Here is a 20,208-nt window from a genome sequence, read left to right as displayed (position 1 = left end):
AGACGCCGAGAGAAATCTCGGCGTCGTCTCTTATTTAATCGTTAGTTTAACGACTTGGAGTTAATTTTTTTGTATTGATTGGTTTTATGTCATCCTTTTTGAAGATAGTTTTACGAATCCAGGGAAGAACGTAATAGTCTCCACCGAATCGGCCGGCATTTGCACCTGCTACAAGAATAACCATTCCCAGTATGATGTAGAGCGGGTTAGTAGATACTGTTCCGCCAAATAAAAACATAAAATTCATTAATAATCCAAAGAAGGCAGCTGTAGTTGTTAAGACACCAAGCAGTAACCCAAGCCCAACTAGAAATTCTCCCCATGGAATTAAGATGTTGATTAACCCTACGTTAGGAATCGCAAATTTTTCAATGAATGAACCATAAATCGGATACAGTGCCCCTCCGTCTGGCCCAGTTACAGGATTAGCAACAATATTTCCAAGGAATCCGGATGCATCAAATGCTCCGCCTTTAATTTTCTCAAATCCATGAATCATCCATTCATAACCAAGATACAGTCTTATAATCAATAATAGTCCGGAGGCATATTTATTAGTTCGTAACCAATTCATCATTTTAAATCACTCCCATATGGATTTAACTGGCTCTAATCCGCGGTTTTTAGTTCCAGTAACTTTCTATACCTTATTTATATACCATATGCTTGATAATGTGGTGCATTATCCCTGTGTTTCTTTTTTTGTACAAAAATATGTGAACCTTTTAAGTTAATACTAAAAACAACTTTACAAACGTGATATTGTTCGTTCATTCACAAACTTTTACATAATGAACCAATTAGTGTTGTATTAGAATGAAAAATAACACTCTTAATTAAATGAGCTATTTAAAAATTTATATATAAGAGTAAAATATATTTAATGATAAAAGGTTAGAAAGAGAACATTTAAGGAAAATAATAGTATAGGTGTTTGAAGGAGGAATGGGAATGAGCTTACAATCAGTTATTATTGAAGCATTACATGTTAAACCGGAAATAAACCCTAAAGAAGAAATCAAAGACAGAGTTGGGTTCCTAAAAAGTTACTTAAAGAAGAGCGGAGCAAAAGGATTTGTTCTAGGAATCAGTGGCGGTCAGGATTCTACATTGGCAGGACGTCTGGCTCAGATGGCTGTGGAAGAACTGCGTGAGGAAGGGGTTGCGGCTAAATTTATTGCTGTCAGACTTCCATATGGAGTACAGCAAGATGAAGATGATGCTCAGCGTGCTCTGCAATTTATTAAACCAGATGAAAGTATTACTTTTAATGTCAAGTCTACTGTCGATGTCATTACAGATCAATACAAAGAAGCAACTAATGAAGCATTAACCGATTTTAATAAAGGGAATGTGAAAGCAAGGCTTCGTATGATTGCGCAATATGCCATTGGTGGACAAAATGGACTTCTGGTAATAGGTACAGACCATGCTGCTGAGGCAGTGACAGGTTTTTATACAAAATATGGAGACGGCGGAGCTGATGTTCTTCCTTTATCGGGTCTCTCTAAGCGCCAGGGCAGAGAATTGCTTAAAGAATTGGGAGCTGAGGAAAGACTTTATATGAAAGAGCCGACTGCCGATTTGCTGGATAATAAACCGCAGCAAGCTGATGAAACAGAGCTTGGCTTAAAATATGATACGATTGACGACTATTTGGAAGGCCGTAAAGTCGATGCTGAAGCTGCATTAAAAATTGAAAAACAATATTTAAAAACAGAACACAAACGTCAAATGCCTGCATCCATTCACGATAATTGGTGGAAATAACTAACCAAAAAGTAAGCCTGTGATTTTCATAATCATGGGCTTATTCTATTGTAAGGTGAAATGAATCGTGATTAAGATAACGATATACTGGTATAATTAATTGGAGAAAAATAAAAAACACGAATTGTTTTAGTTAATTTTCTGAGGGTATAGGATATAATCTATTAATATATTTATTTCAAATATGACAAATGTTCCATTTTGCTATCATATTGTATTGAAGATGAAACTTTACCGAAACCGTTTTGCAATCAAATTTTATTACACTATATAAGTTATAAACTATTCTATTGAACAAATTTGTGTGAGAGAACCAGGGAGGGGTCGTATGATGAATAATGAAAATAACTTGATTGAAAAGTCCTTATATAAAACCTTATTAACAAACGATAATGCGGCGAATCCGTTGCTTATAATAAGTGAAGAATTTTTGGCAGAACAACAAAAGGAATTGCCTGAGCTATCAACGCTTAGATTTGCTCAGGGAGAGCTTTATTTCCATTATAAAGACTATGAGACATCCATTTTTAAATGGGAAAAGGTTAGCAATGACCTGGCGCCTTGGGCTATAAAGAATATGGCGGATGCTTACTTTGCAATGGCTATGTATAAAAACGCTGAAGAGCTATATAAATCTATCGAATCAGACTCGATTATATTGAATACCGAAGTTGGATTGCAATTATTTGCTCTATATACGAAATTGGATAAAACTGAACTGGCTGATAAAACGATTAAAAAGGTAGTTAAGTTGAATCCAGATGACTCTCAAGTAACAGAAATAGCACGTTCATTCTTTGAAGAGCAACGTGATTGGAATAGTGCAGTTGAACTTGCAGTAAATGAATCCATCCGTACGGAGTCATTGCTTTGGTATGATGTTCTGCAGTCCTATATTGATCAGGGTGTAACGAAAAATATGGAACCTGGCTATTTTTACCAAGTATTACATAAACTCTATTCCATAGATAGCGGTCAATTTGAACAACTTGCAGTATCTCTTTGGAACAGCTATAAGGGCGAACCGGCATATTTGCAATGGGTTCAGGGATTTAATGATTTACTGCAGGATCTGGAACTTGTTCATCCCGAACCATGGTCAGATTTATCTTTCTTATTTAAAGAGGGTTACTTCGAGTTAATTAATGGACATAAATTATTAAAAACATTAAAGGGCTTATTACCAAGTTTATTACGTAACTGGATTCGCATAACAGATAGGAAGCATGCTCTTTTAGCTTCTTCTGCTATATTGGCATGGAACGATAATTTTCCTGGTATGATAGGTCAAATAGATATTGATCATGCAGAGAGAGTATTAATGCAGGCTGAAAATAACCGGAATGGCTTGGAGGATAGCGTTCGATTATTTGAGGAAATTGATCAATGGGCAAATCAAAATAATTTATCTGTCAGCGAAAGACAAAAATGGATTATTGATGAATTATTAGATGTAAATGTACAGCATATTATGATTGCCGGAACTAGCGGTAGCGGTAAATCTGCCTTAATTCATTCTATTTTAGGAGAAGAGTTATTTGATAAACCAACTTCATCGGCTATCATGTTTAAAAATGCCGAAGAAGAAAGCATAATGGAAGTGACAGACTCTTCGATTAATCCACTAAATTTAGAGGAACTTGAAGATAAGGTTTCAAACAGAAACTTTGTTGATAACAAGCCAAGTATCATTGAATACCATCTTCCGAGTCAATTCTTGGCCGAAAATCAAATAGCAATCATCGATACTCCCGGATTCAGTATTGCAAATAATAAAATCCAGGAAGTACGCCGTTATTTGAATATGGCAGATGGTCTTTTACTTGTATTAGATGTAAATGATCCATTTACAAACAAAGAACGCGAAATTGTTATGGCCCTTCATGAACAAGTGCCAGATCTGCCAATTCATTTCTTATTAAATAAAATGGATCTTGTTCACAATGATCAGGAGGCTATTCGTATAGTGGATGAAGCTTGGTCCAGAATCAGTCCTTACCTGCCAAATGCTACAATTTTTGCTCATTCTGCTCATTATAGAAGCAATAGGCAGCTTTCAGATTTTGCTGAATTTATTAAAATGAATCTAACAAGCAAATATAAGGAAAGCGCTCGTACTGCTAAGCTGCTTCACTTTGTACGTGAGACTATATCAAGCTTGCTGGACCAACGATTGGAAAGGGAAGAAAGCTTGATTGAATCCATTCATTGGAATGAGGACCTTTTAGCAAAACTAAATGGTGCGAAGAATCAGATGGAGGATTTGGAGAAAGAAAAAGCAGTATTGTTGCGTAAGACGTTTAAACAAAGGAAGGAAGCCATTCGCCTTGATGTGGAGGCGGCGGTACCTAAAATTCTCCGAGCCAGCAAAGATTTAATTACAGAGGACAGTGATTTCCGCAAGATTCATATAGACTTAAATGAGAAAATGAATGTACGGATTCAGGAATACCTGGAGAATACGATTTTGCCTAAGTATTTTTATTCCTTAAAGGATTGGATTACCGAAGCGGAAGTAGAGTTAAAAGAGAGTCAGGCTTATTTAAAAGAAATGGCTGAAGGCTTCAATGCCATTTATCAGGAAGAACGAATGAAAATGGAATGTGATTTCAGAGTGCTGGATGACTGGCGCAGGGATGCAAACCGAATGACGAGCGGTGTACAAATGGAGACCATTAATATACTGCTTCGCCACACACCGCAACAATTATTATTGAAGAGTGCAGGCATGTTATTCGGATCGATTGCGAATAAAAGTGTTATGTACAATAAATATACAACGTTGATTGAAACACAGGATTATACAGAGGTTGCTCAATTGATTGCAGATAAATTCCTGCTGCAATTTGATATGTTTGAAAAATCGATTACTCGAGATGTTTCAATGTTCTTTGCAGATCCGACAGAAGTAATGAATGGTGCAATGTCAGATACGAATGAGAAAATTGCTGAACATAATGGCGTACTTGAGAAGATGCGTTCTCAGCCAGAATTGTATCGTGACCCATTAAAGCTATACGAATTGCGATTACGACAATACGAATGGATTTTAATTGGCCAAAAAGAAGTTCAAACTATTTCAAGGTAAAAAAAGGTGATTCAGGATGGTGGTTAAGCCATCCTGAATCACCTTTTTTATGTGAAGTTTAGGAGCTTTAAGATGTTCGCAGTTTATAGAATTTAATGAAATTTTTAACAATAACCTTTACTACTGAATAAGTAGGTATAGCTATGAGAATTCCTATAAATCCGTATAAGGAACCCGCTACAAGCAGCAATAATATGACCGTCAGCGGGTGGATATCCAGACGTTTTCCCATTACCTGAGGTGTAACGAGATGACCCTCAAGCTGCTGGACAATGACTAATAATATCAGAACTTTAAAGGCTGTAAATGGGCTGATTAATAGACCTGATATAATCGCAGGGATGGTTCCAAGGAACGGTCCAAGGAAAGGTACAACGGTCAGTAAAGTTGCAAAAATAGCTAAAATTAATGCGTTCTCAAGCCCAATAATTAGATATCCAATATACATAAGGATGCCATCGACTATTGCAACGATAAATTGACCGACGATATAAGTGGATAAGGTTTTATCAACATCCATTAAAATTCTGTTGCCCTCGTCCTCTACATTAGCAGGGATATGCTTTAATAAAAAGGGTCTGAGTTTATGCCCATCCTTAAGAAAATAAAAAACAATAAAGGGAACAATTAAAAGTACAGTGACTATGCTCGTAACTGTCGAAAATATGGTTACAGCATGATCGGATAATACTTTAGGAAAACTATCCGCATATTCTTTCCCGTATTGAGTGAGCTTGTCTACGGAAAAATAGGTTGAGGCGGCATTCTCATTTATAATTTCCTTTGACTGGGATGTGATTGTTTCTATTCTGTCCGGTATTTTATCGATGAGTTCTTCGCTCTGAGAAACAATGACGGGCCCCAAGAAATGGACAGTAGCATAACCCATTCCGCCGATTACTGCATAAATGAGAAGTATACTGATAGTAATCGGCATATACTTACTCAAAAAATGAACGACCGGCCTCAATATATAATATAAAAGCCCAGCTATTAAAATCGGAAAAAAGATGGTTATAATCAGTTTTTGAAAAGGCCATATAAAGTAATCAATCTTCCCTAATAAATAGATAATGATTAGTATTAAAATAGTGCCGGTTGCATATTTATAAAAAGGTTTATTAAACCACATAGAGCATCCCCCAAATGTATAATCAATGTATTCACAACTATACCCATAATAAGTTTAGTTTTAATCAAATGTCTGGTAAATAGTTGGCACCACATAACCTGAGAAAACAAACAGCGATTATCATAATAATAAAGTGATAACCGCTGTTTAATATTCTAATATATTAATTTGGTGAATTTTTCATCATCGATGATGAAAAATTATTGTTCTTTAATTATAATACCTAATTTAGTAAATGCCTGATTTACGCTGCTTTCTGTTTGGATACATGAAAAATCAATTCCAAGCTGTATGCTTGTTTGTGCCACCTCGGCACGAATTCCTGTCATGATTACCTCTACACCGATTAATTTGAGTGCTTCTATCATTTGAAAAAGGCGGTGTGCTACCAAAGTATCAACGATAAAAACCCCTGATAAATCAATAATTAATTTGGAGATTTGATTGTCTGCACTTTGCTGAAGGGTACTTTCGTTTATAGCTCTGGCTCTGGTGGAATCAATATCACCCACTATCGGCAGTAATCCGATATTTTCAGTCAATTTAATCACAGGAGAACTTAACTCATTGATTAGGTTGGATTGTGAGTGGATTCGCTTTATCAATATGTTTGTATAGTTTTCTGTATAGCTATGTGTAAGTTGATCTATTGTAGAATTAAACTTTTCCTCCCAGAAAAAAATATCTTTAAAGGTAATATCCAAGCTGGTAATATCGATAAATTTTTGGGTGTACTTCCATATAACTCTTCTTAAAAGCCCGGCAGCATTAATAGAATTACTTAGAGGTGTACCGGATTCAAGGCGTACCTCTGCAATAGATAATGTGCGTTCTTTTATTATATAATCTCTCTCTTCTTCTGATTGAAACAAGCTGTTTGCTATTAAAAACAAATATTCTTTAAACTGCTTCTTTAATGCATTAATTGTATGGATAGATCCGTTAAGAGAATAATCTGCTTCAGTACTCTTCGGCATTAGTGAATACCAATCTTCAATTATTTCATCTGAATGAGTAATCAAATAATCATATAAGGCTTTTGATTTAGTTTCCATAATGACCTCTTTTCTTTACCATTCTATATTCAATATTTTGCGTGTATTATGAGAAAAACACAATTAATTAATTACTATTTTTGGAAGAAAAACATGGTTTATTTTAAAGGAATTTGTAGTTTTGACTTTTAGTGTCATAAAATACAAAAAAATCAAAATTAAATTGCGTATTCTTGTAAGCAACCTTATAATGTTATTCATAGACTTTTCTGAATATTTAAAATATAAAACAAGAGGGGGCGTCATTTTGAAAAAGAAATCATTATTTATGTTTATTATGATAGCTATTATTACTGTCATTGCAGCTTGCGGTTCGAAAGAGGAAGAGAGTGCCGGCGGTGAAGGCGGTACAGATAAGACGTTGAGAGTCGTGACTGATGCGGCATATTCACCATTTGAATTCCAGAAGGAAGGTAAATTGGTTGGTTTTGACGTTGATATTGTGAATGCTGTGGCGAAGGAAGCCGGTTTTAAAGTGAATATTGAACATGTAGGATGGGATCCATTATTTGTCGAGATTAAAAACAAAAGGGCAGCGTTTGGGATGTCAGCGATCTCAATAAATGATGAACGGAAAAAAACATATGATTTCTCTGTTCCATATTTTTTATCAACCAATAAAATTCTTGTCCCGGAAGGCAGCGATATTAAATCTGCACAGGATTTAAAAGGGAAGAAAATTGCTGTTCAGGCTGGTACGACAGGTCAATTTGCGGTTGAAAAGGTAGTAGGCAAAAATAATAAAGACATCAAGAAGTTTGAAACAACTGTACTGGCGATTATGGATATGAAAAAAGGCGGTGCAAAAGCTGTTGTAGCTGATAATGGAGTTGTCGAGGAATACGCAAAAAATAATCCTAAGGATAAGTTTGTGGTAGTTAAAGACCCAAATGCATTTGACAATGAATACTATGGCTTAATGTTTCCGAAGGACAGTAAAGATAGGGCTACCGTGGATAAAGCTTTAAAAGCAATTATAGAAAATGGAACATATACTGAGATCTATAAAAAATGGTTTGGAGTCGATCCAGATCTTGAAACATTAAAAGCTCAGCAATCGAAATAATAAAGGTGTGAGAGGACTGCGTATCACAGGTGTTGCTGTGCTACGCAATCTTTGTCTAAGGGGGAACAGATGTGGATTTCAGGTGGGATATTATTGAAATTTATGCTCCATTGTTAATGAAAGGAACACTATATACAATTGGACTCTCAATAGCTGGTATTTTAATAGGTTCGATTCTTGGGTTATTAATCGGTCTTGGTAGATTGACCAAAAGGAAATGGTTATCTATTCCCCTAAATTGCTATATTGCTTTTTTTCGTGGGACTCCAATATTTGTCCAACTCCTATTAGTTCACTTTGGTGTTGTACCAGCATTGACAGGAGAGACAAATGCCATACTCGCAACTATTCTTGCCCTCTCATTAAATTCAGCTGCATACATAGCTGAGATATTTCGAGGAGGCATTCAGTCGATTGATTCGGGACAAATGGAGGGAGCCAGGTCGCTTGGGATGTCTCATGGACAGGCTATGAGGTACGTTATTTTACCACAAGCATTTAAGCGCATTATTCCGCCTCTGGGTAATGAGTTTATTGTATTGATTAAGGAGTCATCTATAGCCGCTGTTATCGCAGCTCCAGAATTAACGTATTGGGGTAGAGCTATGGCGACTGAATATTATCGGGTGTGGGAGCCTTATTTAACATCCGCTGTGATTTATCTCATCCTTACGCTTTCTCTTAGCTTGTTATTAAATCGATTGGAAAGAAGGATGGAGACAAAATGATAGATGTTAGGAATTTGAAAAAAAACTTTGGATCCAATGAGGTATTAAAAGATATATCTATTAGGATTGAACCTCAGGAAGTTGTAGTAGTGATAGGTCCCTCTGGTTCAGGGAAATCCACCTTTCTTCGTTGTTTAAATTTACTGGAGCAAATAACGGACGGACATGTCATTATAAATGGAGTAGATCTTGCCGATAAAAAAATTGATATTAATAAGGTACGAACCAAAACAGGAATGGTATTTCAACATTTCAATTTGTTTCCTCATAAAACGGTACTGGAAAATCTAATGCTGGCACCTACCAAGGTGAAAAAGGTTCCTGATGATGAAGCAAAAAAACATTGTTTGGAGCTCCTTCGAAAGGTAGGTCTATTAGATAAGGAAAATGCTTATCCAGATTCATTGTCAGGTGGTCAGAAACAAAGGGTCGCCATTGCACGTGCATTGGCAATGGAGCCGGAAATCATGTTATTCGATGAACCAACTTCAGCACTTGATCCGGAAATGGTTGGAGAGGTCCTTGAGGTTATGAAAGAGCTTGCGCACGAAGGAATGACAATGGTGGTTGTTACACACGAAATGGGATTTGCGCGTGAGGTGGGAGATCGGGTTGTTTTTATGGATGATGGATATATCGTTGAAGAAAATGAACCGACCAGTTTATTTGAAAATCCGCAGCACAATCGAACAAAGCTGTTTTTGAGTAAAGTTTTATAATGAAAAAGGGACTGCAATAGCAGTCCCTGAGTCGTTATACACCTGTACGTTTGCGTTGGTTGTTTGGTTTCTTTGTCAGTTGGCTTTGCAATTCTTTTGTTTTTTTGACAGGTCCGTTTACATGGCTGCCGGCTTGATTTGATTGTTGCTTAGAAGCAAGTTTTTGTTTAATCGCTTCTTGAAGACTTACTTTTTTAGACATATTATAATGAACTCCTTAAATGGATTTCCTTTATAATATCCCCAATAAGCCATAACATCAAGATTAGAACTCATCCAACTTTCTACCCTTGGTTAATTTTTCGAATTCTTCCATTGATTCTGGTGTTTCATCTTTATTGCTCACATGGTAAGGGTTTTGACTTTGGTTAAATCCGGGCTGCAGGCTGCCGGTGACAACTCCCATTTTAGTAGCTTTAGAATCATTTATGATGGATTCCTGTCTGCCATCTGGATTTGGTTCTGGGTTAACGTGGATTTGATCACTGTTTCTGGGCAATAGGAACATTCCCTTCTTTTTGTGTATTCATTCTATAAGTTCCCTAAACTTCTTTTATTCATACAATTTTATGGAGTAGTCAAGGTTGTTATTTAATGCCATTAACTGAATAATAACCTCAGATTATTGGCATATTATTGGATAAATATTCAGAAGCGAAAGGCAACCTTCAAAATTAGGTTGCCTTTTGATAATTGATATAGTTCAGTAGGTTTTTTAATACTTTATCGTTATAATATTTATATTAGGTTAGATAATGTTTCGGTTGGAGTTGTAGATGAATGGGAATAACTGATAGCTATGTATGGCAATTTTTAATAGCAATCAATTTGATATTTGCTATTACTATAACCTTTTTAGAAAGGCGTAATGTCAGCGCTTCATGGGCGTGGTTAATGGTTTTGAGCTTTTTTCCAATTGGAGGCTTTATTCTGTATATTGTTCTAGGGCAGAATTTAAGTAAAAGGAAAATATTCACATGGGATAAACGGGGCTATGATTACTTAGAGCAGCGTATCGCTGAACAAAAAGAGCACATGAAAAATATGGAAGAACCATTTAATACTTCTATTACACAGAGGTATAAGGATTTAATTTTAATGAATATGAAAACAGACCATGCTGTATATACCAATGATAATGAAGTTGAAATTTTCACAGATGGCAAGGAAAAATTCAATGCCTTATTTCAGGATATTGCTAGTGCCAAAAAACATATTCATGTTTTATATTACATTATCCAAAACGATACATATGGAAACAGGCTTCTGGATGCGTTGATTGAAAAGGCTAAAGAAGGTGTAGAGATACGGCTGATTTATGACGACGCCGGTTCCAGGAGAATCTCTAAAAAGCGAATAAAGAAATTAAGAGAAGCTGGCGGAAATGCAGAAGCGTTCTTTCCTGGGAAATTACCGCTTATTAATCTCAGAATCAACTTCCGAAACCATCGGAAGCTTGTCATCATTGACAGGAAAGTAGGATATCTTGGTGGATTCAATGTAGGTGAAGAGTATTTAGGACTTGATCCGAAGTTTGGTTATTGGAGAGATACCCATTTACGGATCATCGGAGACGCTGTGAATGATTTACAGTCTCGTTTTATGCTCGATTGGGCTCAGGCTTCAGGAGATAAAATGGAATGGACGGAAGATTACTTTAAATATAGCAAGCAACACAACGAAAAAGGGGTTGGGCTTCAAATTGTTACCTCTGGGCCTGATTCTGAGAGGGAACAAATTAAAAAAAGCTATATACGTATGATTTTGGATGCAAAAGAGTATATATATCTGCAGACGCCTTATTTTATACCGGATGACAGTTTGTTGGACGCCATCAGGATTGCATCCATGTCAGGGGTGGACGTCAGAGTAATGATACCAAATAAACCAGATCATTTATTTGTTTATTGGGCCACTTATTCATACGTTGGAGAATTATTAAAGGCTGGTGCAAAGGTGTTTTTATATGAGAATGGGTTCTTGCATGCGAAAACTATGGTGATAGATGATCGATTGGCAACTGTTGGAACAGCCAATATAGATGTACGCAGTTTTCGATTGAATTTTGAAGTGAATGCAATTATATATCATGCAGACACAGCTGTTCGCCTAAGGGATACATTTGCAGATGATTTAAAACAGAGCCATGAACTTACATCAGAAATTTATAATAATCGTTCCCTTTTAATTCGGTTTAAAGAGTCTTTATCCAGATTATTGTCTCCAGTTTTATGAATAGAAGTAAATATGTACTGTTTTTAAAGACACTAGGGCGAGTTAGTGTCTTTTTGTTATGGTAATGCAGTATAATATTGGTATGTTTTTTAAAACATTCTAATCATACTCCTTATTAATAGATAGTAGAGAGTTTGGAACCAGGGGGAGGGGTACACACATGACATTTAAGCAAAAAAATTTAGTGGGTTTTGGCTCAATACTAGTGATTATAATTATATTGATGGTCATAATTGACGGTAGATTGAGCAGCTCTAGAGAAGATTTACTTGAAATAGTGGATGATCGCTACCAAAAGGTTAGTTATATTAATGATATTCAAAGAAATTTTGCGGAATCGGAGCGTACTCTTAATTTATTGGGACAGGATTCGCGTACTCCAAGTAAAGAAGAATTGAGCGCAGCCTCTGAAACAATAGATCAAAATCATATATATATCGAAGACCGTTTTAGAAAATTAGAAAGCATTGCTAATACGGAAAAAGGCGAGGCCTTGTTGGCGGAGTTCCGTGCATCATATGAGAACTATACAAAGCTAGAAACACAATTAATCACTGATATGCAAAAAGGGGTATCAAACTATGATGTCGTAAGGGCAGAAAAAGATAAAGCAAGTGATAATGTACTTGCTGTCATTGCAAATTTCGTTGATTTTCAAGAAAACCTTATGGATGACGCACTGGTGCGTGCCGACGGTAAATATGAACAAATGCAGACGATTATTATCAGTTCTCTAATCGTTACAATTGTTCTAACGTTATTTTTGGCTTATTGGGTAATCATGACCTCTTCACGGGAATTAAATAGAATTACAAAGGTGATCACTAATGTCGATCTAAGTGATACCACGACTATGCCGAGGATTGAAGTAAAAGTAGAGGATGAAATTGGCCGAATTGCATCTGCTTTTAATAGGATGTCAGCTTCATTGGAGACATTTAGTAGAAACGAAAAAGAATATACTCAGGAAATTGAGAATCAAAGCTGGGTGCAAACACAAGTTGCCGAAGTTGCGGAGATGTATCAGGGTATCTTTAAAGTTGGACAGCTTGCAGATGAATTCATTAATAAAATTACTCCAATCATGGGAGCAGAACTGGGTGCTTTTTATTTAAAAAGTGAAACTGAGGATGACCATTTTTATAAGGCTGCTTCTTATGGTGACGGAGGACGTGATGGATTTAGTTTTGGAGAAGGCGTAATCGGCCAGGCGGTTGCTAATAAAGAAGTTGTATTACTTGATGATGTTCCGGGAGATTATAAACTTATTACAACAGGGCTTGGAGAAATTAAACCCAAATCTATTGTCATTGCTCCAGTATTATACGAGAATAAAGTTATTGCTGTTTTGGAATTTGCAAGTATTAAAGGCTTTACTGATTTAGAATTAAAAACGATTAATCATATGCTTGATAATCTTGGTATGGCTATTAAGAGTGTACTGAGCCGGATGGAAGTGGAACAATTACTAAATGAATCACAGGCGATGACAGAAGAATTACAGGTTCAGGCAGAAGAATTACAAACACAATCTGAAGAACTTCAGATGCAATCAGAAGAATTACGTATGATTAATGAACAATTAGAAGAACGCAATCAGGAAGCAGAGCAGAAATCGAGGGAACTTGAGATTTCTAAAGAGGAGCTTGAGGTTAAAAATGAACAGCTCCTTCAAAGTTCAAAATACAAATCTGAGTTTCTTGCGAATATGTCTCATGAATTGAGAACGCCTCTGAATAGTATTTTAATATTATCTGAAATGCTGGCCGATAAAGAGCCTGGTGAATATACAGAGGATGAAAGAGAATTTGCAAAAGTGATCCATACATCAGGTAATGATTTAATGGCACTCATTAATGATATTTTGGATTTATCTAAAATTGAGGCTGGTAAGCTGGAAGTCTTCTTTAATGAAACCAATGTTTGTGAGGTTATTGAGAGCTTAGAACGAGTCTTTTCTCCTCAGGCAGAACAAAAAGGTCTGGAACTGGTTATTGGAAAAGAAGATGACCTGCCTTCCATTTTTTATACGGATGAACAAAGAATGCAACAAATACTAAAGAATTTATTATCCAACGCTGTGAAGTTTACGGAAAAAGGTTCGGTTACTATGAAGATGGAAAAAGTGAGAAATACTCGAGAGAAAGAACTTCTTGATGGTATTACGGAAACCGACTTCTGGATGAAAATTGTTGTAACCGATACAGGTCCTGGTATTGCAGATGATAAACAACAAATTATTTTTGAGGCCTTCCAGCAAGCAGATGGAGCAACAGCCCGTAAGTATGGCGGAACTGGATTAGGATTATCGATTTGCCGAGAATTTTCAAAGTTACTTGGCGGATATGTAACTCTAGAAAGTGAAGAGGGCAAGGGAAGTACATTTACTGTGTACTTGCCGAATCTGCCGGATGGAATGACTAATAAGAACAGTAAAGTGAACGATGACATTATTCATTTGCCAATTGCAAATGATGTAATGGAGCAAATTGCTGTTCAAAAAGAAGTAATAGATCCTGAGGAAGAAGAATTATTAATTTTGGATGTCTTTAATGGGAAAAAGGTATTAATCACGGATGATGACCATCGTAATATATTTGCTCTACAAAAAGCCCTGGAAAGTAAAGGTGTTCAAATCATTGTTGCCCAAAATGGAATCGAATGTCTTGAAATCATTAAGGAGCAAGATGATTTAGATATGATTCTTATGGACATTATGATGCCTGAACTCGACGGTTATGATACGATGAGACATATACGTGCAAATCCTGAATTTACATCGATTCCTATCATTGCATTAACAGCTAAAGCAATGAAGGGAGATCGAGAAAAATGTTTGGAAGCTGGTGCAACAGACTATATCAGCAAACCAATCAATTTAGAACAGCTATATTCAGTGATGTCTGTTTGGTTAACGAAATAGGAAGAAGGGAGCTGCATAGTGTTGGGTTATCCATCATCTATAGAAGAACGCGAGAATTTAGAAATTGATTTATTGCTAGAGGCAATCTACCGGATGACAGGGTACGATTTCCGTGGTTATATGCGTTCATCAATTGCTCGCCGCATAAAAAATCGACTGAATAAGGATCACCTGACAACTGTTTCCGAGCTTCTAGTACGAGTGATTCATGAAGAAGGGTATGTAAATAATCTTCTGAGTGACTTTTCGATTAATGTTACAGACATGTTTAGAGATCCAGATTTCTTTTATGCTTTTCGCAAGAAGATTGTTCCTAGATTGAAGGACCTCCCAGAAATACGGATATGGCATGCGGGATGTTCGACCGGTGAGGAAGTATATTCGATGGCAATCCTGTTGGAAGAAGAGGGATTGGCTGATAAAACAAAGATTTATGCGACGGATATGAATGAAAAAGTTATTGAAAAAGCTCGCCAAGGGGCATTTCCCTTAAAAAGAATGCAATCTTATACGAAGAATTATTTGCAGGCTGGCGGATTGGATGCTTTTTCTAAATATTATAAGACCGATATGCAATATGCATATTTTCGTCCATCCCTATCAAGAAATATAGTTTTTGCCCAGCATAATTTAGTGACGGATGGATCATTTAATGAATTCCATGTGATTATTTGCAGAAATGTCATCATATACTTCACATTGGAATTGCAGGCGAAAGTATTCCAACTATTTGATGAAAGTTTAAGTCCTGGCGGCTTTTTGGGGCTTGGTAACAAAGAATCCCTAAAGATCATGGAGTTGGCTGATACGTATATGGAACTAGATATTAATCAGCGGCTTTATAGGAAAAAATTATATTCATAATAGGATTTATAAAAGGAAAAGGAGATCTTCAAACTGTTCTGACACAGGTTTTTTAGTGTCAGTCGGGTTTAAGGTCCCCTTTTTATCTATATAGCAGCATATAAAAATCCTTTTATTTTGACAGCCGTGATCTTCTGCTATTGCCTTTAGTTCGATAAGAAACTTTTCCAAACGGTTTTTTCCACCGTAAAGTATTCTTCGTGGGAGCATACAGCTAATATACATTTATCGTTATGGTAAAACATAAAGTCTTCTGGTAGCTCAGGACCAATCCAATCAAAAAGGGAATTACAACGTTCTTTCAAAAATTGTCTTGTAGCATTATTCATTTTAAAATAAAAAACGTATGCTGTATCTTCAGAAAGTCTTGTGATTTCTCATTCTTTTTGTATTCTTTTTTCGATTATATGTTCTTCAATGTCGGTTACCAAATTATCAATGAGAGTAAATCTATTTATTGCTTATAATCTTTGCCCTTTATATTTTTATTTACCATTAACATATTAATCTCCCCTAAATACTATATCTGCTTATTTACTACTCTTTACCTCTCTCTTACGGGGTATTTTCGGATGAAGCACTTGATATATTTATCGATTGACATTAATAGTTGGCTTCAAAGCTTGGTGATTTAAAAACAAGTGTGTAAAAAGGTTGATGTTGTCCGTAATCATCAATTAAGCAATAACAATTCCTGTATATGGTCTTGTCATCAATCCAAAAAGAGGACATTTTGATCTTTTGTCAGATGAGAATGCTTATATCAAACAAAAGATAAAGAACAGACTCCATTAGAATCTGTTCTTTATCTTTTTAGAAAAGTTGATTTTTATCCCCTTACAAGGATGACACACATATCATCATGCTGATTTGCCTGTTTCTCCTCAGGAAGGATAACATTTAAAGGAGCCACTGCTTCTTTTTCTGACCATTGATACTTTCCTATTTCTCGCAAATGTGCCAAGGCTTTAGTTTCATCATTATCAATAGCCTCCGCCACACCGTCAGTATATATTAAAGCCTGAAAACTATCAGTATAAGGAATAGTTATTTTATTTATATGCATTTCCTCGAAAAATCCAATTGCTGTATTTCGCTGTCCCATTTCAATTAAGTCTTTCCCATCGATATAAAGGTAGCCCGGTGGATGGCCGGCATTGACATATTCAATCGTCTTTGATTTCGTATCTACCAATAAATAAATACCTGTTAAGTAGTAGGATGTTAACTTTGTTTTTTCCTCCAGTAAAGTCATACAGCGATTCAATTCGAGAATGACTTTTTCAGGATCAACCACATTCCGTACCGCTTCACGAAGGATAGAGGAGATATACATACATACTAATGATGCAGGTATGCCATGCCCCATCATATCAAACATAAATATGGCATAGCGATCCTGATCAATCTGCTGCCAATAATACATATCACCTGCGAGATTAGAGGATGGCTTATAGGACCTCGTTATTTTGATTTGATTATTTAATATGGGCTCACTTAACAAGCTTCTCTGCACCTTTGTAGCGAGATCAAGCTCATAGCTTATTTTTTCATCCTGATTTTTATGCCAATCTTTCTCCTCTTTTAAACGGAGAGCAGCGCGTATCCGAGCCAATAGCTCTACCTTATTAATAGGCTTCATTAGATAATCTGATCCACCGGCATCCAGTGCTTCCGCGAGTTTATGGGTATCACCTAATGCGGTCACAAAAATAACAGGTATATCTTTATATTCCTCCGTTGCAGTGATTCGCCTGCAGGCTTCGATTCCATCAATTTCTGGCATCATAATATCCAAAAGAATTAAATTAAAGGAGCTTCTGCCGTGATTTTTACTTAAATCTTCTTCTAAAATATGAATCATTTCATTTGCTGATTTAGCCAGCTTAATAGACCTGTATCCTGCCTGCTTTAAGATGGTCTCAATTACAAATAAATTCACTTTATTATCATCTACCACAAGTATTGACATACTTTCTTTCACCCATCTTCTAAAATACTAAATCTTATATTAATTATGGTATGTCACTTTAACTTAAAATACAAATAGTTGAAACTAGGGAGTAAATGGTTAGGTTATTACACTATTAAAAATGATAAATTAAAGTCTGCAATTAAAGAATGAATAGAAAAAAGGACTTATCGCCAATGGATAGGATTCTATTCAAAAATAATTATGTCACCGGTGTTAATTTTTTGTTTTTTTTCAATAAACCCATTAATCCTGCTATCAGTAAAAGGATTCCCGGAAGTATATAGAAAGCCGAAGTGCAAATAAATCCACCAATAGCCGCAATAAGCATAAAGGAGCTTCCTAATTTAGGGTTGCTTTTGACAACAACTAATCCAATGATCGCAAGAATAGAACAGTTAACCATCCAAGATTGATGGTTGTACAGAATCTAAACCCCAACAAATAATGCTATACCAGCTGCGAAAATCCCCAAAATACCATCAAGTAAACCAAGAAAAAATTCTGTAGTTCTGCTCTTTTTGGAAACCTCCATTTTTTACCCACTACCTGATATTCTGAAATATTATTTGAAAGAATTAGATTGTTGATTTTTTTGGATACTGAAAACTCTGTTAAACAATTAAATGTACTAAATCAGTTTGTATGCTCATAGCCTGAAAGGAAAATGAATTTTAAAAAGGATGGTGTAGCTATGACTGAGCAAAATCGGCCTGAAAAATCGCACATGAAATCTTATACACCTTTTCACAGTCGATTTGATCCGTGCAGACCAATTGGTAAGAAGTATTATTCTACTCCTCCTAATCTATTTCTCGGATTTCAACCGCCTAATTTGCCTCAATTTTCACCAAAGGAGGCATTATTCAAGGGCACACTCTGGCCTGTATTTTATGACTTTTATGAAAACCCCTATGAACATAAAAGGAGGGATTCTCAGTGAAGCCCCAATTACCTGATGAATATTATCAGCTATTAGAGGAAATTCAGGCAATCGACTTTGCTTTAGTGGAGCTAACCCTTTATTTAGATACTCATCCCAATGATTTAGAAGCCATGCAGCAATTTAACGAATTCTCTCATCAGAGCAGGCAGCTTAAACAGCAGTTCGAAAAGAAATTCGGCCCACTTCAACAATTTGGTAATAGTTATACAGATGCCAATTGGAGTTGGGGAACTACTCCGTGGCCTTGGCAAATATAAAAGATGAGGTGATTAAAGAATGTGGTTTTATGAAAAGAAATTGCAATACCCTGTTAGAGTCAGTACCTGTAACCCGACTTTAGCCAAATATTTAATTGAACAGTATGGAGGGGCAGATGGAGAGTTAGCAGCCGCTCTTAGATACCTGAATCAACGATATACCATTCCTGATAAAGTGGTAGGCTTGCTAAATGACATAGGCACAGAAGAATTCGCGCATTTGGAAATGATTGCCACGATGGTATATAAACTCACAAAAGATGCTACTCCAGAGCAGATGAGAGACGCTGGTTTGGCAGACCACTATGTTGATCATGATTCTGCTCTTTTTTACCATAATGCAGCAGGTGTACCATTTACAACTGCATACATTCAGACAAAGGGAGATCCTATCGCAGATTTATATGAAGATATTGCCGCTGAGGAAAAAGCAAGGGCTACCTACCAATGGATTATCAATATGTCAGATGATCCAGATTTAAATGATGGCTTACGATTTTTAAGAGAAAGAGAAATCGTTCATTCTCAGCGATTCCGTGAGGCAGTACAAATTATTACAGATGATAGGGAAAAGAAGAAGATATTTTAAACGATTTATCAATAATAAAAAAACCTGTGTTGGCTGTACAACACAGGTTTTTCTTGAGGCCAACAGGATGTTGGTCACAAAGACGTTGCCACACGACGTGGCGTCTTTAGTCTTTGTTCCTTAATACAGTCGCCTCAGCCTTTTAGTCAATCCAGCTTCAACGGCTAGAAGCTCAGGACATAAGCATGACCACTTCGGGAGGAAAAAGCGCCTCCCTACGTGCCCCTGTCTTATGCTCCTCACGGGCCAACAGGATGTTGGTCATGAAGACGTTGCCACATGACGTGGCGATTTTAGTCTTCGTTCATTAATCGAGCCCTTCAGCCTTTTAGTTAATCCAGCTTTAACTCCTAGTCCCTCGAGTCATAAGGATAGCCACTGCGGGAGGTTAGGGCGCCTCCCTGCGTGCCTTTCCTTATGCTTGTCGGGCCTGACCAGTCGTCTCAGCCTTTTTAATCAATCTAGCTTCAGGGCCTAGGAGTTCGGGACATAAGCATAGCCTCTGCGGGGGAGGAACGTCCCCTACGAGCCTCTGTCTTATGCTCCTCACTCCTGACCAAGGCCCTTCAGCTTTTTAGTGGGCGTGGCCCCAAATCATGGTTAGGATGGTTCCGAAGATGACTGCGTGTGCGACGAATAGAGCATAGATAATGTTTAGATAGATTGTTCTCTTTTCTTTAGATTCATTAACATGCATGAATAAAAAGAGTTGTACAGCTGTTTGAATAATGGCGGTTATGGATAGGATCACCATTCCGGCCGTAAAGGAAATATCATAAAAGGCTACGGATAGCGCAATGATGGTTAGAATTAATGATATGACATAACCCAAAACATGTTTAAGTGGAAATAGTTGTTTTATCA

At 36.5% G+C, this 20,208-nt stretch carries 18 protein-coding genes and 1 pseudogene; 11 read left to right on the top strand and 8 right to left on the bottom strand.

Annotated features, from left to right (window positions below; genetic code table 11):
• Positions 1 to 46 precede the first annotated feature (46 nt).
• Complete coding sequence (locus FHY45_RS17615) at positions 47 to 577, bottom strand: DoxX family membrane protein (RefSeq protein ID WP_066108017.1); 531 nt, start codon at positions 575 to 577, stop codon at positions 47 to 49.
• A gap of 374 nt (positions 578 to 951) precedes the next feature.
• Here FHY45_RS17615 and nadE point away from each other — a divergent pair, with 374 nt between their 5' ends.
• Both nadE and FHY45_RS17605 read left to right on the top strand, forming a co-directional pair.
• Entirely contained in the window at positions 952 to 1,770 is an 819-nt protein-coding gene (gene nadE, locus FHY45_RS17610; RefSeq protein ID WP_066108014.1) for an ammonia-dependent NAD(+) synthetase, read from the top strand.
• Positions 1,771 to 2,098: 328 nt separating this feature from the next.
• The gene (locus FHY45_RS17605; protein ID WP_139892676.1) at positions 2,099 to 4,858 is read left to right on the top strand and encodes a GTP-binding protein; all 2,760 of its coding nucleotides are present in this window, start codon (positions 2,099 to 2,101) and stop codon (positions 4,856 to 4,858) included.
• Positions 4,859 to 4,925: 67 nt separating this feature from the next.
• Here FHY45_RS17605 and FHY45_RS17600 read toward each other — a convergent pair whose 3' ends face one another.
• Complete coding sequence (locus tag FHY45_RS17600; protein WP_066108011.1) at positions 4,926 to 5,990, bottom strand: AI-2E family transporter; 1,065 nt, start codon at positions 5,988 to 5,990, stop codon at positions 4,926 to 4,928.
• Between the two features lie 200 nt (positions 5,991 to 6,190).
• On the bottom strand, positions 6,191 to 7,045 hold the full coding sequence (locus tag FHY45_RS17595) for an STAS domain-containing protein (RefSeq protein WP_066108008.1): 855 nt from the start codon (positions 7,043 to 7,045) through the stop codon (positions 6,191 to 6,193).
• 247 nt (positions 7,046 to 7,292) lie between these two features.
• Between FHY45_RS17595 and FHY45_RS17590 the strand changes: the two genes are divergently transcribed.
• The 3 genes from FHY45_RS17590 (at position 7,293) to FHY45_RS17580 (ending at position 9,558) form a co-directional block, all read left to right on the top strand.
• Positions 7,293 to 8,111 (top strand): basic amino acid ABC transporter substrate-binding protein, encoded by an 819-nt coding sequence (locus FHY45_RS17590; RefSeq protein ID WP_066108005.1) that lies wholly within the window; start codon positions 7,293 to 7,295, stop codon positions 8,109 to 8,111.
• A 71-nt stretch (positions 8,112 to 8,182) separates the two neighbouring features.
• A complete protein-coding gene (locus tag FHY45_RS17585; protein ID WP_066108002.1) occupies positions 8,183 to 8,839 on the top strand; it encodes an amino acid ABC transporter permease in 657 nt (218 codons plus the stop codon).
• Positions 8,836 to 9,558, top strand: coding sequence for an amino acid ABC transporter ATP-binding protein (locus FHY45_RS17580; protein WP_066107999.1), 723 nt, complete (start codon positions 8,836 to 8,838; stop codon positions 9,556 to 9,558). Before FHY45_RS17585 ends, FHY45_RS17580 begins: the two co-directional genes overlap by 4 nt.
• Before the next feature lie 34 nt (positions 9,559 to 9,592).
• Here the strand turns inward: FHY45_RS17580 and FHY45_RS20665 are convergent, their stop codons facing one another.
• Together FHY45_RS20665 and FHY45_RS17575 are read right to left on the bottom strand one after the other, a co-directional pair.
• On the bottom strand, positions 9,593 to 9,760 hold the full coding sequence (locus tag FHY45_RS20665; RefSeq protein ID WP_175354307.1) for a hypothetical protein: 168 nt from the start codon (positions 9,758 to 9,760) through the stop codon (positions 9,593 to 9,595).
• Between the two features lie 63 nt (positions 9,761 to 9,823).
• Entirely contained in the window at positions 9,824 to 10,057 is a 234-nt protein-coding gene (locus FHY45_RS17575) for a hypothetical protein (protein ID WP_066107998.1), read from the bottom strand.
• Positions 10,058 to 10,338: 281 nt separating this feature from the next.
• On the opposite strand from FHY45_RS17575, the gene cls reads away from it, so the two are divergent.
• From cls to FHY45_RS17560, 3 genes are all read left to right on the top strand, one after another.
• Entirely contained in the window at positions 10,339 to 11,793 is a 1,455-nt protein-coding gene (cls, locus tag FHY45_RS17570) for a cardiolipin synthase (protein ID WP_066107992.1), read from the top strand.
• Between the two features lie 160 nt (positions 11,794 to 11,953).
• Entirely contained in the window at positions 11,954 to 14,716 is a 2,763-nt protein-coding gene (locus FHY45_RS17565) for an ATP-binding protein (protein ID WP_066107989.1), read from the top strand.
• A 21-nt stretch (positions 14,717 to 14,737) separates the two neighbouring features.
• A complete protein-coding gene (locus FHY45_RS17560) occupies positions 14,738 to 15,580 on the top strand; it encodes a CheR family methyltransferase (protein WP_257469175.1) in 843 nt (280 codons plus the stop codon).
• A gap of 829 nt (positions 15,581 to 16,409) precedes the next feature.
• Here FHY45_RS17560 and FHY45_RS17550 read toward each other — a convergent pair.
• Both FHY45_RS17550 and FHY45_RS17545 read right to left on the bottom strand, forming a co-directional pair.
• Entirely contained in the window at positions 16,410 to 17,552 is a 1,143-nt protein-coding gene (locus tag FHY45_RS17550) for a SpoIIE family protein phosphatase (RefSeq protein ID WP_066107983.1), read from the bottom strand.
• A gap of 202 nt (positions 17,553 to 17,754) precedes the next feature.
• Positions 17,755 to 18,087: pseudogene (locus FHY45_RS17545) on the bottom strand (hypothetical protein).
• A gap of 159 nt (positions 18,088 to 18,246) precedes the next feature.
• Between FHY45_RS17545 and FHY45_RS17540 the strand changes: the two are divergent.
• From FHY45_RS17540 to FHY45_RS17530, 3 genes are read left to right on the top strand one after another with little or no spacing between them, the layout of a single operon-like run.
• A complete protein-coding gene (locus FHY45_RS17540) occupies positions 18,247 to 18,495 on the top strand; it encodes a spore coat associated protein CotJA (protein ID WP_066107980.1) in 249 nt (82 codons plus the stop codon).
• The gene (locus FHY45_RS17535; protein ID WP_066107978.1) at positions 18,492 to 18,755 is read left to right on the top strand and encodes a spore coat protein CotJB; all 264 of its coding nucleotides are present in this window, start codon (positions 18,492 to 18,494) and stop codon (positions 18,753 to 18,755) included. The genes FHY45_RS17540 and FHY45_RS17535 overlap by 4 nt, the downstream gene beginning before the upstream one ends.
• Positions 18,756 to 18,774: 19 nt before the next feature.
• Positions 18,775 to 19,344: a manganese catalase family protein gene (locus FHY45_RS17530; protein ID WP_139892675.1), complete on the top strand. Its 570-nt coding sequence runs from the start codon at positions 18,775 to 18,777 to the stop codon at positions 19,342 to 19,344.
• Positions 19,345 to 19,918: 574 nt separating this feature from the next.
• Here the strand turns inward: FHY45_RS17530 and qoxD are convergent.
• Positions 19,919 to 20,206 (bottom strand): cytochrome aa3 quinol oxidase subunit IV, encoded by a 288-nt coding sequence (gene qoxD, locus FHY45_RS17525; protein ID WP_066108542.1) that lies wholly within the window; start codon positions 20,204 to 20,206, stop codon positions 19,919 to 19,921.
• Positions 20,207 to 20,208 lie beyond the last annotated feature (2 nt).

This window comes from Bacillus sp. D386 (assembly GCF_006346415.1).
This window is presented reverse-complemented; position numbering and strand designations above follow the sequence as displayed.